This window comes from Mucilaginibacter sp. P4_A11 (assembly GCF_056402535.1).
Genome location: NZ_JBFUHE010000004.1, coordinates 400111 through 415879, shown reverse-complemented (window position 1 = coordinate 415879; position 15769 = coordinate 400111). Strand labels below are relative to the sequence as shown.

18 protein-coding genes are annotated in these 15769 nt (G+C 41.7%); 11 read left to right on the top strand and 7 right to left on the bottom strand.

Translation table 11 applies throughout. The annotated features are described in order from the left end of the window. Positions 1-211 precede the first annotated feature (211 nt). The 4 genes from AC1DUD_RS11005 to yihA form a co-directional block, all read right to left on the bottom strand. On the bottom strand, positions 212-1138 hold the full coding sequence (locus tag AC1DUD_RS11005) for an NAD-dependent epimerase/dehydratase family protein (protein ID WP_477374542.1): 927 nt from the start codon (positions 1136-1138) through the stop codon (positions 212-214). Positions 1139-1330: 192 nt separating this feature from the next. Beyond that, a complete protein-coding gene (locus AC1DUD_RS11000; RefSeq protein WP_477374540.1) occupies positions 1331-1936 on the bottom strand; it encodes a Crp/Fnr family transcriptional regulator in 606 nt (201 codons plus the stop codon). Next, a complete protein-coding gene (locus AC1DUD_RS10995) occupies positions 1924-2778 on the bottom strand; it encodes a UbiA-like polyprenyltransferase (protein ID WP_477374538.1) in 855 nt (284 codons plus the stop codon). The genes AC1DUD_RS11000 and AC1DUD_RS10995 overlap by 13 nt, the downstream gene beginning before the upstream one ends. Positions 2779-2791: 13 nt before the next feature. Continuing rightward, positions 2792-3415, bottom strand: coding sequence for a ribosome biogenesis GTP-binding protein YihA/YsxC (gene yihA / locus AC1DUD_RS10990; protein ID WP_477374536.1), 624 nt, complete (start codon positions 3413-3415; stop codon positions 2792-2794). 148 nt (positions 3416-3563) lie between these two features. On the opposite strand from yihA, the gene AC1DUD_RS10985 reads away from it, so the two are divergent. Next, positions 3564-4052, top strand: a complete 489-nt coding sequence (locus AC1DUD_RS10985) for a VOC family protein (RefSeq protein WP_477374534.1) — start codon at positions 3564-3566, stop codon at positions 4050-4052. 213 nt (positions 4053-4265) lie between these two features. On the opposite strand, the gene AC1DUD_RS10980 is transcribed toward AC1DUD_RS10985, so the two are convergent. Then, positions 4266-5003, bottom strand: coding sequence for a 3-keto-disaccharide hydrolase (locus AC1DUD_RS10980; RefSeq protein ID WP_477374532.1), 738 nt, complete (start codon positions 5001-5003; stop codon positions 4266-4268). Between the two features lie 23 nt (positions 5004-5026). After that, positions 5027-6397: a Gfo/Idh/MocA family protein gene (locus tag AC1DUD_RS10975; RefSeq protein WP_477374530.1), complete on the bottom strand. Its 1371-nt coding sequence runs from the start codon at positions 6395-6397 to the stop codon at positions 5027-5029. Between the two features lie 156 nt (positions 6398-6553). Here AC1DUD_RS10975 and ubiE point away from each other — a divergent pair, with 156 nt between their 5' ends. From ubiE to AC1DUD_RS10945, 6 genes are all read left to right on the top strand, one after another. Further along, the gene (ubiE, locus tag AC1DUD_RS10970) at positions 6554-7285 is read left to right on the top strand and encodes a bifunctional demethylmenaquinone methyltransferase/2-methoxy-6-polyprenyl-1,4-benzoquinol methylase UbiE (protein WP_477374528.1); all 732 of its coding nucleotides are present in this window, start codon (positions 6554-6556) and stop codon (positions 7283-7285) included. After that, complete coding sequence (gene porT, locus AC1DUD_RS10965) at positions 7282-8016, top strand: type IX secretion/gliding motility protein PorT/SprT (RefSeq protein WP_477374525.1); 735 nt, start codon at positions 7282-7284, stop codon at positions 8014-8016. Before ubiE ends, porT begins: the two co-directional genes overlap by 4 nt. Positions 8017-8227: 211 nt before the next feature. Continuing rightward, on the top strand, positions 8228-8986 hold the full coding sequence (locus AC1DUD_RS10960) for an SDR family oxidoreductase (RefSeq protein WP_477374523.1): 759 nt from the start codon (positions 8228-8230) through the stop codon (positions 8984-8986). Positions 8987-9119: 133 nt separating this feature from the next. Then, positions 9120-9569: a GatB/YqeY domain-containing protein gene (locus AC1DUD_RS10955; protein ID WP_429264914.1), complete on the top strand. Its 450-nt coding sequence runs from the start codon at positions 9120-9122 to the stop codon at positions 9567-9569. 218 nt (positions 9570-9787) lie between these two features. Further along, a complete protein-coding gene (locus AC1DUD_RS10950; RefSeq protein ID WP_477374521.1) occupies positions 9788-10561 on the top strand; it encodes an alpha/beta fold hydrolase in 774 nt (257 codons plus the stop codon). After that, positions 10562-11224 carry a CBS domain-containing protein gene (locus tag AC1DUD_RS10945; protein ID WP_110587219.1) on the top strand — a complete coding sequence of 221 codons (663 nt, stop codon included), beginning with the start codon at positions 10562-10564 and terminating at the stop codon, positions 11222-11224. It begins immediately after the preceding gene. Positions 11225-11315: 91 nt separating this feature from the next. Here the strand turns inward: AC1DUD_RS10945 and AC1DUD_RS10940 are convergent, their stop codons facing one another. Next, positions 11316-11978 carry a response regulator transcription factor gene (locus tag AC1DUD_RS10940; RefSeq protein ID WP_477374518.1) on the bottom strand — a complete coding sequence of 221 codons (663 nt, stop codon included), beginning with the start codon at positions 11976-11978 and terminating at the stop codon, positions 11316-11318. 262 nt (positions 11979-12240) lie between these two features. On the opposite strand from AC1DUD_RS10940, the gene AC1DUD_RS10935 reads away from it, so the two are divergent. The 4 genes from AC1DUD_RS10935 (at position 12241) to AC1DUD_RS10920 (ending at position 15733) form a co-directional block, all read left to right on the top strand. Next, positions 12241-13122, top strand: coding sequence for an NAD kinase (locus AC1DUD_RS10935; RefSeq protein ID WP_477374516.1), 882 nt, complete (start codon positions 12241-12243; stop codon positions 13120-13122). A 9-nt stretch (positions 13123-13131) separates the two neighbouring features. Then, positions 13132-13917 (top strand): type IX secretion system protein PorG, encoded by a 786-nt coding sequence (porG, locus tag AC1DUD_RS10930; protein ID WP_477374514.1) that lies wholly within the window; start codon positions 13132-13134, stop codon positions 13915-13917. Positions 13918-14091: 174 nt separating this feature from the next. Beyond that, a complete protein-coding gene (locus tag AC1DUD_RS10925; protein ID WP_477374512.1) occupies positions 14092-14619 on the top strand; it encodes an ExbD/TolR family protein in 528 nt (175 codons plus the stop codon). Positions 14620-14992: 373 nt separating this feature from the next. Next, a complete protein-coding gene (locus AC1DUD_RS10920; RefSeq protein ID WP_477374510.1) occupies positions 14993-15733 on the top strand; it encodes an isoprenyl transferase in 741 nt (246 codons plus the stop codon). The last annotated feature ends 36 nt before the right edge of the window (positions 15734-15769 follow it).

Below are 15769 nucleotides of genomic sequence, written 5' to 3'. Positions count from 1 at the left end.
TATACGCAAATGTGCAGATTATGGGTGGAGATGTGCAAATAATAGATGTGTAAATGTACACTAATTTGACAAACCGAAAGGATATCCAATAACGTCATTGCGAGGTACGAAGCAATCCCAAACTATACAGATCGGCTCTGTAGGTCGGGGATTGCTTCGTGCCTCGCAATGACGTTTTTTTGTTTTTAAACAGTTCCTTACAACTCCATACTTACGACTTATAAGGTGTCTTCGATATTTTGGTTATGCCATCCTCGTAGCTTGTTGGTTTAAAATTGAATGCTTTTTCAAACTTGCTGCTATCAAAAATATAATCGTGATCGTATTGGTAATACATCTCCACAGTACCCATTACCACTTTTTTAAACAAACCAAACATCCACAGCATTACTTTATTAACACTTGTATATTTTGGCTCAACTTTATAAACCCTGGCGGCAATATCCAAAAACTGTTTACCGGTGATGGCTGGCGGGGTGGGGAGGTGCCAGATCTGGTTGCCGCTATCGGGATCTTGACCAAGCATGAACATGGCTTTACCTGCATCGGGCACATAAATAAAATTGTGTTTACAATTAGGATTGCCTATCCATTGCGCGTTTTGCTTTTTGGCGTAATTGCTCAACACCATCATGTCAATAAAGCTGTTGATCGGGGCACCATAAAAATCAGGTGCGCGGGCAATGGTTGCGTTGATGTTGCCTGCTTTAACTTCGTCCATCAGCATATTAGCAATGCCGGCACGGATCTCGCCTTTTACGCTGCTGGGTTTGTAAGGTGTATCTTCGGTCATAGCCCCATTAACCAATCCGTACATGTAAACATTATCAAAAAATATCAAACGGGCACCTGTCGCCTTGGTAACGTTGATCACATTTTGCATGATAACCGGCCACTGCGCCCGCCAGATGTCTTTGTCATAAACCAGGCCCGCAACAAGGTAAATCACTATTGATCCTTTTGCTGCCGCCAGTACTTCGTCGTAATTGAGCAGATCGGCTTTTTGCCAGGTTACTTTTTGGTTGTTATTTGTGTCAACCGGTTTGCGGCTAACCAAACGGATGGTTTCGTTATGATTGATTAACTCTTTGGTGAGGGCGTTCGCTACCGGACCGCCGGCTCCTAATATAGTATGCATGATCTTTTTCGTTTTGTGTATAACAAAGGTAGGCGGCCTTTGTAAATCAAAACGTTAACAAAAGATAAGGAATTAGGAGATTTCGGAATTCGGATGTTCGATTGCGGAATTAGTTGGATTTTGAATTTTTACTTAGCTTTCTGCTTTCAGCCTTCTGCCTTTAGCTTTAAGCCTTCGGCTTTCAGCTCCCCCCTAAGCGCTTATCTTCATGATCCTTCTTCTGATCCGAGAAAGTGAAACCGGGGTAATGCCTAAGTAATTAGCAATGTAATGCTGAGGGATGCGGTATAGCGCTTCGCCGCCTGTTTGTAAAAGATCGCTGTAACGCTCTTCGGGCGATTGGGTGATGAAAGCGGTAATGCGCTCTTCGTAGCAAATGAGATAATGCTCAGCCGTTAACCTGCCGAAACGTTCCATTTTAAAGCCGAGCAATTGATTCATGCAGGCTTGCTGTAAACCTTTGTGGCTTAAATTCACGATTACCGAATCTTCCAAAGCCTGGATATAGTTTGCCGCTGGGGTACGGGTCAAGAAGCTCTTGTATGAGCTCAGCATTTCATCTTCAAAACTGAAATAGCCTGTTATTTCCTCGCCGTCCTTAACATGGTAGTAGCGTACCGCACCTTTTACTACCAGGCCGATATGATCGCACACTTTGCCGGCCTCTACGTAAAACCTTTTCTTTTTTAAGGTATCTACAGTTAAGTATTGCGACAAAGCCTGCCACTCTTCGTCAGTAAGCGGAACATATTTTTCAAAATATTCCCGAAACTTTTGGAGGGCGCTTAGTGGATCCATATCCTATCGAGCAAGAACAATACGGCAAATACTACGCTGGCAATACCGTTGGTTGTCATGAAAGCGAAATTAACGCGGCTCAGGTCGTTTGGTTTTACAAGCAGATGCTGGTAAATCAGCATGGCGCAGAAGAAGGCGATACCGATATAATACAGGAAGCCAACGTGAGTTTCAACAGCCGGCATCATGATAAATATCGCCGAAAGCACATGTAAAAAGGTGGATAATCTTAAGGCATTTACTTTACCCAGATAAGCCGGGATTGAGTGTAGATTTTTGCTGCGATCGAAATCTTCGTCTTGCAGGGCATAAATAATATCAAAACCGCTTACCCAGCACAATACCGATAATGAAAAGAATATAGGCGTAATAGCAAATTGCCCGGTAACCACCAGGTAAGCACCGATGGGGGCAAGGGATAAGCCCAATCCCAATACCAGGTGGCAAAGCGCCGTGAAACGTTTGGTTGCGCTATAACCCATCACCACAAATAATGCTACCGGCGAAAGAAAAAAACAAAGCCTGTTAATAAACCATGTTGCCGTAATAAACAGCAGACAATTGATAATAACAAACGTTAAAGCAGCCCGCGGACTGATCCTTCCTGCCGGAATATCACGCTGTTTGGTGCGTGGATTTAGAATGTCGATATCCCTGTCCAGATAGCGGTTAAATGCCATAGCCGAGTTACGGGCAAAAACCATACACAGCACCATTAAAACTAGTTTCAGCCAGTCGAAATGATATTGAGTGGTGGTTATCGCCAAAAAGAAGCCGATAAATGCAAACGGCATGGCGAAAATGGTATGGGCGAAGGTTACTAAGGATAAGTATTTTTTCATGGTTTTATTATACTCAGGCCGGAGGGTTAAACAACGGCACTTCAAAGTGCTGATTTATATTACTTATAAATGCCAGGATCTCTTCACGACCCAACTGTGTTTCTGATGATGTGATAAAAAATTGTGGTACCTCATCAAAAGTGGCCAGCATTGCTTTGCGAAATTTAGCTATGTTTTGATCTGTTTTGACTGAAGACTGTTTATCTGCCTTGGTAAATACCAATACAAATGAAAGGCCCTTTTCACCAAGCCAGTTACAAAATTCAACGTCTATCTTTTGTGGCTCAAGGCGACTATCAATCAACACCATTACACATTGCAGGCTTTCGCGTTTATCTAAATAAGTATGAATAAACTTGTTCCAGTTAGCTTTATTTGTTTTGGATGCACGGGCATAGCCATAGCCTGGTAAATCCACAATATACCAGTTTTCATTGATCAAAAAATGATTGATCAGCTGCGTTTTACCGGGAGTTTGTGATGTTTTGGCAAGGCCCTTTTTACCGGTTAAGGTATTGATAAGGGATGACTTGCCCACATTTGAGCGCCCTATAAACGCGTACTCCGGTTTTACCGGTGGAGGCAGTTTACTAATCTGGGTATTGCTGCAAATAAAGTCGGCCGATTTTACGATCATTCTGCAAAGGTAGTATTTTTACTTTATGCACTCACTGTGGTAAAATGCCTACGTAAATGGCGTTTGCTTATTTATAGGCTTGTTTTACAATAGGAAAACAAAAAGTAACGCAATAATAGTTAAATTTGATGTTTAAACATGTAATATAATGAACGATTATAAAATACCCGCCCAAACCCGAATTGGTCACGTACATTTAAAGGTAAGTGATCTGCAGAAGTCGCTTGATTTTTATTGCGGTTTGTTAGGCTTTGAGAAAATGGTAATGTATGGCGATCAGGCCGCTTTTATCTCGGCCGGCGGTTACCATCATCATATAGGTTTAAACACCTGGCATAGTAAAGGCGCTTCACCGGCTCCGGAGTATGCACCCGGTCTGTTCCATACAGCTATTTTATACCCCGAAAGAAAAGACCTCGCAATTATACTTCAAAGGTTGATTGATGCCCGTTATAACATCACCGGTGCATCTGATCATGGTGTATCTGAAGCCATTTATTTGAACGACCCTGACCAAAATGGTGTTGAACTTTATTGGGATAGGCCAAAAGAGCAATGGCCTGTTGATCATGAAGGTGATTTGACCATGTTTACCCGCCGGTTAGATATCGAGAATTTACTGCAACTCGCTAATTAACAGGTTTTAGCAAACAAAAAAACTCATTGCGGGTTATATATTCAACGGGGGATCAAAAGATTTTTTCTTTCCCGATCATTGGGAGGTGGAACGGCGAAGCAGTCCACTGCCGGCGATATTGCATGGTTGCCTGCTGTTAAAGATTGCTTCGTACCTCGCAATGAGTTTTTAAAAAACTGTTATACGCGGGTACGAAGCAAAAAGTTATAAATTTTATAACTCCTTTATTTTGATGTTTCTGAAATAGGCTTTGTGCCCGTGATCCTGCAGGGCAATCAAGCCTGTTTTCGCAGTACCATAGTCAGGATAATCTTTCCATTTACCTTCGGCTTTTTTCTTTTTCCATTCGTCGGTCCAGGCTTCAAAAGCTATGATCTTTTTACCATTGAGCCAGTGTTCAACATGACCGTTGTTAAAAACAATTTTACTGGTATTCCAGGTACCTACCGAGGCTACTTTTTTCAATGAGTTAGGCAGATACATGGCATAATCGCAGCCTGTTTTTTGCCAGTCTTCCAATTTTTCAGGCCAGCCGGCATCATCAATGATCTGGTATTCGGGGCCGGTTTCGTAACTGGCATGGTATTTCGGGTCTTCAACCACATGGTACATCACGCCGCTGTTGCTGCCTTTATCTATTTTCCATTCCCATGAAAGCTCAAAATTGGTGTAGGCTTTATCGCTCACAATGTCACCACCGGTATCACCCTGTGCTGCACCAAGGCAAACAAGCGAACCGTCAATAATGGTCCAGTTTTTTACCGGGCCTTTTTTGTTGAAGCCATGCCAGCCTTTCAATGTTTTACCATCAAAAAGGTTTATCCAGCCACCTTTTGCAGGGGTAGCCTGTTTAGCAGGTTTAGGGTCATGAACCGGGATCCCCGACGTTTGCACGCAAACTAAACCGGCTGCCGCCAGTATCAACCCAAGTTTTTTAAACTGTTGTTTCATAATAGGGTATTTGCTATGATGTGTTATTTTTTAATTAGCTGCATTTTTTCAGGGTCCCAGAACATCGGACTGTTGTTGTAATAACTATCATTACATAGCAGGGCAGGGGCTGCCGCGCGATAGCCGAATATAGCATCTTCAGTTACTTTCCCCTTGTTGCGGATAGCCGTAAAGAAATTGTTCATATGATCATACGGGCCGCCGAGATAACCTTTATCGGCATCATAGGTGATTTCTTCAGGAGGAAGCATTTTTTTGCGTTCGGCATAACCGCTTCCTGCTTTTTTGAGCTTATCGAGATAAAACGGATCATCAGATGCTAAAACCTTGTTGCGCTTTAAGGTCACCTTATCCCAGGTAATATCCATGGAGCCTTCGCTGCCTACAAGTTTAAGGTATGTAGTACCGCTGGTGCCATCCACAAAGTTGCACCTTAAAGAAAGGTTAAAGGCTGGGTGTGCTTGTGTTTTACCATAATCAAAAGTGCCTAAAAGCACATCGGGCACTTCGCGGCCATCGTTCCAGAAACGTAAACCGCCTGATGCATATATCTTATTAGGGCCAACAGAATCGGTTATAAAATGCAGGCTTGAGAACAAGTGAACGAAAAGATCGCCCGCCATGCCTGTGCCGTAGTCAGTATAGTTTCTCCAGCGGAAAAAGCGTTTCTCATCAAACGGGCGTTTTTTAGTATTGCTGATATAGGTTTCCCAATCAACAGTTTGGGGCGAGGCATCTTCAGGGATCGGATACTGCCAAACTTCAAGCGGCGCACGCCGTGCCCAGAAACCTTCGGCATAGTTCAGTTCGCCAATAGCACCGCTTTTTAACAGTTCATGCGCTTTTTCATTACCCAATGATGATACCCCCTGGCTGCCCACCTGGAATATCATGCCTGTTTCTTTTTGGGCTTTGATCACTGCGGGGCCTTCTGTAATCGCGTGTACCATGGGCTTTTCGCAGTACACATGTTTACCGGCGTGCATGGCATCAACAGAAATTTGCTGGTGCCAGTGATCGGGCGTGGCAATGATCACGGCGTCAACATCTTTACGGTTCAGGATCTCTTTATAAACCCTGGTGGTAAAAATGTCAGCACCCCAGCGGGTTTTGGCATCTTTAAGCCTGCCGTCGTACAAATCGCACACGGCTACCAGTTTCACACCGGGCACCTGCAGGGCGGTGATGGTATCCTGTGTGCCCATGCCGCCTGCGCCAATGAGGGCGAGGTTTACCTGGTCGTTAGGGCTGTTGCCCACGAGGCGTTTCTGGATAGAAAAAGTTTTGGCCTGGCTTTGGCTGGCTAAAAGGCCCGATCCGGCAGCTACAGCCGCGGTTGCAGTGGTTAGTTTTTTAATGAAACTACGGCGCGAGGATTCTTGTTCGTCTTTCATAAGATAAGGAAACAAATTTTAAATGTGATTTGCCGGGATGTACCGGCTGTAATTGGTTTTTAAAAATAATGAATTGACTTAACATTTACATAATTAGGGCAACTTAATATCGGCGCAACAACTCATTGAAATATACAATCACTATCTTTGCCCGCGATGAGCAAAACCATAACACCGTACCATGACGAGCAGGCTACCAAAAAAGAGCAGGTGGCAGATATGTTCAACAATATATCAAAAACATACGATTTTCTGAACCATTTCATGTCGCTTGGTATTGATATCATCTGGCGTAAAAAAGCCATCAACGAATTAAAAAACGACAAACCGAGGCTGATCCTGGATGTTGCTACCGGTACAGGCGATTTTGCTTTTGAGGCTTTATCTATCCTGAAACCCGAAAAAATTATCGGTGTTGATATTTCAAGGGGAATGCTTGACATCGCGGAGCAAAAAATAGCTAAGCGTGGTTTAGGTGATAAATTTGGCGTAAAACTTGGCGATTCAGAAAAATTACCATTTGAGGGTGCGGAATTTGACGCGGTAACGGTTGCTTACGGCGTTCGTAATTTTGAAAACCTGGAAAAAGGCCTTGCTGATATCAATCGGGTACTTAAACCGGGCGGAAAACTGGTGGTACTTGAGTTTTCAAAGCCCAAAGCATTCCCGATAAAGCAATTGTATAATTTTTATTTCAGCTATATCACCCCAGGTATTGGTAAACTATTTAGTAAGGATGCAAGGGCTTACAGTTACTTGCCGGAGTCGGTAGCAGCTTTCCCTGACGGACAGACTTTTGTTGCCTTGATGGATAAAGTGGGTTTTAAAAATACCAAATCCAGGCCTTTAACGTTTGGTATCTGTTCAATATACACCGGTATTAAATGATTATAAACCGTTACCTGATTGTAGTTGTACTAATTTTTAGCAGTAATTTATTGCTTGCTCAACGTGTACCTGCATGGGGTGGCGGCGCCGATCAGCAGGATCTGAGTTTTGGTTTTAGCTTTACCTATGTAAGCACCGATTTCAAGATCATCAATCAACCCAGCTTTCGTAATGCTTTTTTAGATGAGAATGGTGTGCAGGTTAAAGGTCCGCTTAACAGCATCAGTTCAAAAAGTACACCGGGTTTCGGCGTAGGTTTTTTAACCCGCTACAGGATCACTGAGCATTTGGAGGTGCGTACCACACCATCATTAATTTTTGCCGATAGGGCCCTGCATTATTCTTATGTAGATCCATCAGAAGATGTTGATAAAAAAGTTCAAACCACTTCGGTAGATGTTCCCCTGCAATTAAAATTAAAATCAGACAGACTGGGCGATTTCAGGGCTTACGTTGTAGGCGGCCTGAAATATACCCAGGCTATAGGCTCCAAGAAAAACGCAGATGCTAATCTTGATCTTTCAGAAAAGCTGGTAAAAAATGTGGGTGGTTTTGCTTCGTATGAGGCAGGCGTAGGTTGTGATATCTATTTCGAGTTTTTTAAGCTCTCGCCCGAGATCAAGATCTCCAATTCATTAGGCAACGTGCTGATGCGCGAAAATAATCCTTATTCGGCACCGCTTAGCAGATTGGGGTTGCATACCATTATGTTCAGTTTGATTTTTGAGTAGAGGCTGCTGATTGTTTTCTCGCAAAGGCGCTAAGACGCAAAGCTTTTTTACTTTCTTGACTTTCTTGCGCTCATTTATGATGAGTGCTTAAATGGGTTTGCGTTTTTAACGCAATAGATGATAAATCCTTCCTTACAAAAACATCCTTACCCACAACCGACAAAATTTCAAACTAAAAAACATAATTTCGCTGTTTAGAGTTATCAAACCTATGAGTAAAATTGCTTTAATTACAGGAGCTACTGCCGGCATTGGCGAGGCATGCGCGCACGTTTTTGCCCGCGAGGGATATGACCTGGTATTAACCGGTCGTCGGTTGGAGCGGTTGGAAAAACTGGCCAGGCACCTGAATGATAAATATAATGTAGAGGTTGCAGTTTCATCATTTGATGTACGTAACCGTGAGGATACCATCAGCAACCTGGAAGCATTACCCGAAAAATGGAAAAAGGTAACCATACTGGTTAATAACGCCGGTTTAAGCCAGGGACTTGATCCTATTCAAAAGGGTAATATTGATGATTGGGAAACCATGATTGACACCAACATTAAAGGCCTGCTATACGTAAGCAGGGTGGTATCTAACTGGATGATTGCAAATGGTAAAGGCCATATTATAAACCTCGGTTCAATTGCCGGTAAAGAAGTTTATGCCAACGGAAATGTATATTGTGCTACCAAACATGCTGTTGATGCATTAAATAAAGGTATGCGGATTGATCTTTTACCTTATGGCATTAAGGTAACAGCGATACATCCGGGAGCTGTAGAAACCGAGTTTTCGGAAGTGCGCTTTAAAGGTGATAAGGAGAGGGCTAAAAAGGTGTATGAAGGTTTTGAACCATTGCAGGCCGATGATATAGCCGAAACCATCTGGTTCATTGCATCGCGGCCTGCACATGTTAATATCAACGATATCCTGATCATGCCAACGGCGCAGGCAAATGCCGGTACGATATTCAGGGGGTAGATGGGAAGTCCGAAGTCCGAAAGTCGGTGAAGTCCGAAAGCCGGAAAAGATAGAAGGGGCTTATATATTATCAAATTGAAAAGAAAAACTTTCGGACTTTCCGACATCGGACTTCCGGACTAACATAAAACATATGTCATTAATTACACAAATAGACCAGGACATTAAACTGGCCATGCTTGCCAAGCAGGCAGATCGTTTACAGGGATTACGCGCTATCAAATCGGCTTTGCTTTTAGCTAAGACGGAAAAAGGCGCTGCCGATGAACTTACCGAAGAGGCAGAGGTCAAGGTTTTGCAAAAGCTGGTAAAACAACGCAAGGAGTCGGCTGATATTTATAAAGAACAGAACCGCGACGACCTTTACCAGGTTGAGATAGCCGAAATGCTTGTTATTGAAGAGTATCTTCCGCAGCAAATGAGCAAGTTTGAAATTGAAGGGTACCTGGAAGAACTTATTGGCAGGATAGGTGCAACATCCGTAAAAGATATGGGCCGCGTAATGGGTATGGCCAGTAAAGAACTTGCCGGCAAGGCCGATGGTAAAACAATATCAGAGGTGGTTAAACAGTTATTGGGTTAAGCTTTTAGCATTTAATTATTACTAAGCTTTTTAAACACTAATGTTGAATTAATGTTAAGCTATTTAATAAAAGCTTAACATTACTACATTGATAAATAATTGCTATACTTGCTAAATGTCGTTCGTAATAAACTAATTTTACAGCGGAATAACGGGAATTTGTACTGAAAGCGATTTTGGTATACGATAATTTTGAAAATTAATTTTTAATATTTTATATGGAGTTCGTGCTTAAAGAGGAACACGGTTTTAGTTACATCGATGAGGGCGAAGGAGAGGTGCTGTTACTGCTGCATGGTTTAATGGGGGCTTTGAGCAATTGGGATGGTGTTATTAATGAGTTTAAATCAAAGTACAGGGTTATTATCCCAATACTACCTGTTTATGACATGCCGCTGATCAGTACAGGGGTAAAAAGTTTATCGAAATTTGTTCATAAGTTTATAAAGTTTAAAAAGCTTAGTAATATTATTTTGCTGGGTAACTCGCTTGGCGGGCATGTGGCCTTAGTATATTTAACCACACATCCCGAAAACATAAAGGCGCTTGTTTTAACCGGTAGTTCGGGATTGTATGAAAATGCCTTCGGAGGTTCGTTCCCGCGCAGGGAAAGTATTGATTTTGTACGCGAAAAGGTGCAGTTCACTTTTTATGATCCGGCTATAGCCACTGATGATCTGGTGCAGGATGTGTTTCAAACCATTAACGACAGGCACAAGGTGATCCGTTTGTTAGCTATGGCTAAATCGGCCATCAGGCATAATATGAAAAAAGATCTGCATAAGATCACTATTCCGGTATCTTTGATATGGGGACGTAATGACAAGATCACCCCGCCAGAGGTAGCCGTTGAATTTAATGAACTGCTGCCCGATTCAGAGCTGCACTGGATTGATAAATGCGGTCATGCCCCTATGATGGAGCACCCTGAAGAATTTAATGTTTTACTTAAGCAGTTTTTAGCTAAATTAGAGACCAAAGTAAATGTATAAATGATAGCACTTGACCTGATAGCTGACTCGATACCGCCGGTACACACTTCTGATACCATTCAGAAAGTGCTTGACCGTATGGTGGAGTTCCGTCTCAGGCATTTGCCTATTGTTAACGAAGAGCAGTTTTTAGGCCTGGTTGCCGAGGATGACCTGATTGGCGAAAATGACTATCAAACGCCTATAGGTGCACTTGCGCTTTCTTTGGTTAACCCATACGTGCTGGAAGAACAGCATATTTATGATGTTATTCGCCTGTTTTATGAGCAGCAGCTTACCGTTGTTCCGGTGCTTGACGCCAAAAGCAATTATCTTGGCCTGATATCCATTAATGCTATAACAGAATATTTTGCTCAAATAACTTCGGTATCGCAGCCGGGCGGTATTATAGTGCTGGAGATCAGCAATAAGAATAATTCGCTGGCGCATATGGCGCAGATAGTTGAGTCAGACAATGCACAAATCCTGAGTTCCTATGTTCAGTCCTTTCCCGATTCGACCCGGATGGAGGTTACACTTAAAATCAACAAGCAGGATATTTCGGCCATAACCGCCAGCTTTCTTCGGTACGAGTATGATATCAAGGCCACCTTTAATCATACCGACATCAACGATACCACCCGTGACAGGTATGATTCACTCATGAATTACCTTAATTTGTAGTCTTAAGTTCTAAGTCTTAAGCAGGATCCACTATATTATCTTATTGACTTTGAGACTTAAGAACGATGACTTCATACTTAAGCCTCAGCACTCAAACCAAATTATAAGCTTGCGCAAACCGCACGGCATCATAATGGTTCTTTAACCGCAGCTTGTTCTTAATGTTTTTACGATGTGTTTCGGCTGTGGCCGGGGCTATGAATAGTTTTACGCCAATTTCGGCCGAACTCATGCCCATAGCAATATATTTCAGGATCTCTTTTTCACGCCGGGTAAGTGTTAAAAACAACAGGTTGTTTTTTCGCAAAAACGAAATATCATCCATAAGCCGGTTTACTTTGGTGGTGATATGATGAACGGGATCAAGTCTGCTGGCTATGGTTAACAGATGTGTGGCATCGCCCCTTTCGTTACGTGCAAAGATTTTGGTATTGCTAACAAATAACTGCCATTCGGCGTTGTCAGGTACACGTACCTGCTGAAAATACGATACCTGCTCCTGTGTTTTACTTTTTATTAAATGCAAAATTTTAGGAACATACTCATTACTGTCTTCAGTATTAAAATATTTAACATAATAAGCTTCAGGGCCAATGGCCTGCAGCGCATCAAGCGTGGTACCCAATGTATTAAGGCCTACACTGTTCATATATACAATTTGCAGGGTTTCAACCTCATGAATTATTAAAGCAGAGGGAAGTTCATTAGCAATTAATTGTATATTGGATAGTTTTTGGGTAAAAGTTTGATCCATTTATTAATAACCGTTGTTTAAATCTTTTTAAGGCATGGCAAAGTAGTTAAAATTAATTATTTTACCTTGGAGTTATTTATCTGTTAAAGCAATTAAGTTGGTTTTATTCAGATATTTAGGCAAACAATAGCAAATGGTTTGGCATTATAAAGGTATGTGTTGCTCCGGCGCCTATCATGGTATTTAGGCTATGCCGGTATTAATTATTTATACCTTGCTGCATTAATGTACTTTCAAAGTTCGATATTCGCTTTTTTAAAAAATGAAAATAGCAGTTTACGGCAGGCCATTTAACGAACCATCTGTTTTACCTTTTGTACAGCAGGTTTTTGATAACCTTGCACAGCACGGTGTTGATATTTATGTACACCAGCAACTCCACGAATACCTGCAGGATAAACTCCCCACTGTGCAATATAAAGTGTTGCGTCCGGCCGAAACTTTAAAAGGCTTTATTGATATTTTTATAACGCTTGGTGGCGATGGCACCCTGCTTGATATGGTTACCGTGATCCGCGATTCAGGGATCCCTATTATCGGTATCAATTTTGGCCGCCTGGGCTTTTTGGCCAGTGTTAATAAAAGTGATATTACGGCAGCCATTCACGCGGTAGTGAACAGGCAGTTTACCTGCGATTGCCGTGAACTGCTTACTGTTGATTCGAACCCCAATGTTTTCGGCAGTAATAATTTTGCGCTTAATGATGTAACCATCCATAAGCGCGATGATGCGGCTATGATCATTACCCATGTATTTTTGAACGACGAGTTTTTAAACTCATACTGGGGCGATGGTATTATCATCTCCACCTCAACCGGTTCAACAGCTTATTCATTAAGTTGCGGGGGGCCTATTATTTTCCCGCAATCAAATAGTATAGTGGTAACCCCGGTATCTCCTCATAACCTCAATGTGCGGCCTATTGTGATCCCTGATAGCAGCAAGCTTTGCTTTGAGGTGGAAAGCCGTAGTGCTAACTATATCATTTCGTGCGATTCGCGAACGGAGGTTTTGGATCAAACAGTTAAGTTTCATGTACAAAAAGCTAATTTTCAGCTAAATTTAATTAGGCTTAGTAATGAAAGTTACTTAACTACGTTAAGGAATAAGCTGCTTTGGGGCCTTGATGCCCGTAATTACTAAATTTGATTGATGCCAAAATTTTTACTTTTTACCATTCTCTTGTGTTTTACTTATCAGCTGCAGGCCCAGACCTGGGAAATGGGCGGATCGATAGGAGGGGCGGGCTATATTGGTGATCTTAATCCTAATAACCCCGTTAAAATAAGCGGCGTTTCTGCAGGAATATTTGGCAAAAGAAATTTCGATGGCTATTTCTCGGCTAAACTAAACATTGGCGTAGGTAACATTGCAGCTTATGACAGTCGCTCAGGCAGCCCGCAATTTCGAGATCGTAACCTTAACTTTAAAGACCAACTACGTGAGGTTAGCCTTACCGGCGAATTTAACTTCATGAATTATATCCCCGATGCCGGGCGAAACAAATACACACCTTACATATTTACGGGTATCGGTGTTTCTTCTTACGCGCCTAAGGCGCAGGATTTTAACGGACGAGAGGTGGGATTAAGGCAGCAAAAAACGGAAGGGCAGCTTAAAGCCTATGGTAATAATACCGTTGTGATTCCCTATGGTTTAGGTATAAAGTATAATCTTTCGGGAAAATTTACTGTTATGGCGGATATGGGGTATCGTTACGCATTTACAGATTACCTTGATGATGTAAGTGGTGTATATGCCGATAAAAGCAAAATGACCGCGATCTCAGCCGCACTTTCTGACCGTTCGGGCGAAAAGACCGGTAATTATATTGGTACTGTTGGTTCCCAACGCGGCGATTTCAAATCGCATGATACTTACTTCTTCCTCAATTTTACTATCTCATTTACTTTCGTAACTGCCAACTGCTATTATTAACCGGGCAGGCCAACAATAGCGACGCATAAGCGCTGTAGAATTATTGTGCCTTTTTAGATAATAATTCAATATTTAATTCGTTTTTTAATTAAAATACAATATTTAATTCTGTTAATGTATTGTATTTGCTAATTTAGTATTGCKAATAATTATTAACCTTAAATCTTTAAAGTCATGGCCGAATTAAATTCATCTCCCCAAAATGGTGGCGGAAAGTACAAACGCAAAAAAATAAACGCCCGTGTTGACCTCACTGCAATGGTCGATCTGGCATTCCTGCTCATCACCTTTTTTATCATGACCACCACGTTGGCTAAACCCAAGGCTATGGATCTGGCTATGCCCGATAAAACTGATATTGATACAGGTTTACCGGTTCCTGCAAGTCGTACGCTCACTGTTGTTTTAGGTAAAGACAACAAGGCTATGTATTTTTTGGGCGAATTGAAAAAGCCTATCATAGCGCCTTCTGTTACGAACTTTAAGGCTGACGGTATCCGTAAAGTTATTATAGAAACCAATAAAAGAGTTCATGACAGTTCGGGCAAACGCATGATAGTATTAGTAAAACCCAGTGATAAATCGCAATACAGCAATTTGGTTAGTACGCTTGATGAGCTTGCTATTACCGGCATCCAGCAATATGCTATAGTGGATATTAAGCCCGAAGATGTTGATGCGCTTAAGCAAAAGGGTATATAATAGTGTAACGCAATTGTAAGCAAATTTACAAGCAGCTTTTTGAGGCCGGCAGCTTTCATTATCAAACAGATAATGGCTGCCGGTTTTTTATTTTAGCTTAAATATTATGAAAAATCATGGTTTTGATAGCTGTTTAGGCTGTTTTAATATATTATTCGCAATAACATTTTCTTTTAGTGCGGGATACTAAAAAAATACAAAGTAAGTTTTACCTTTGTACCCTGAAAAATCCGTCAATTTGCGTGGCAAAAATGGCAGATACGGGTTAACATTATAATTGATTAGTGTAACAACCGAATACAGCAGACCATCATATTGATGAAAAATTTTACACAAGTGTGTTTGAACAGGGTGGCTTTTGATAATGAGTAATATGGATTATTTGGATCAGATTGATTTGTCGAAACTACCGCGGCACGTAGCTATCATCATGGATGGCAACGGGCGCTGGGCAAAAGGCAAAGGCAAATTAAGAATATTTGGCCATCACAACGGTGTAACATCTGTTAGGGATGTTGTTGAAGGGGCTGATAAATTAGGTATTAAATATATTACCCTATATACATTTTCATCCGAAAACTGGAACCGCCCCAAGCTGGAGGTTATGGCGATCATGGAATTGATGGTAAGTACCATTCATAAAGAGGTTCCCGGATTTATGAAAAACAACATCAGGCTTAATGCCATCGGCGATCTGGATATGCTGCCCGAAAGATGTCTTCGCGAACTTAATAGTGCTATTGAAACAACGGCTGGTAACACCGGGGTGGTGCTTACGCTGGCTTTAAGCTATAGTTCGCGTCGTGAAATTGTAAGTGCTGCAAAAAATATCGCCATAAAAGTAAAAAATGGCGAGCTGGATATAAATGATATTAATGAAGAGGTTTTTGAACGAAACCTTTTTACTGGCGATATGCCAAACCCTGAGCTGCTGATAAGAACCAGTGGTGAGTACCGTATAAGTAACTATTTATTGTGGCAAATTGCTTACGCCGAGTTGTATTTTACAACTAAACTATGGCCCGATTTCAGGAAGGAAGATCTGTATGAAGCAGTGATTGATTTCCAGAAACGCGAGCGCCGTTTTGGCTTAACAAGTGAGCAGGTGAACTAAATTTTTACTTTTAACAAATTTTAACAACTGTATAAA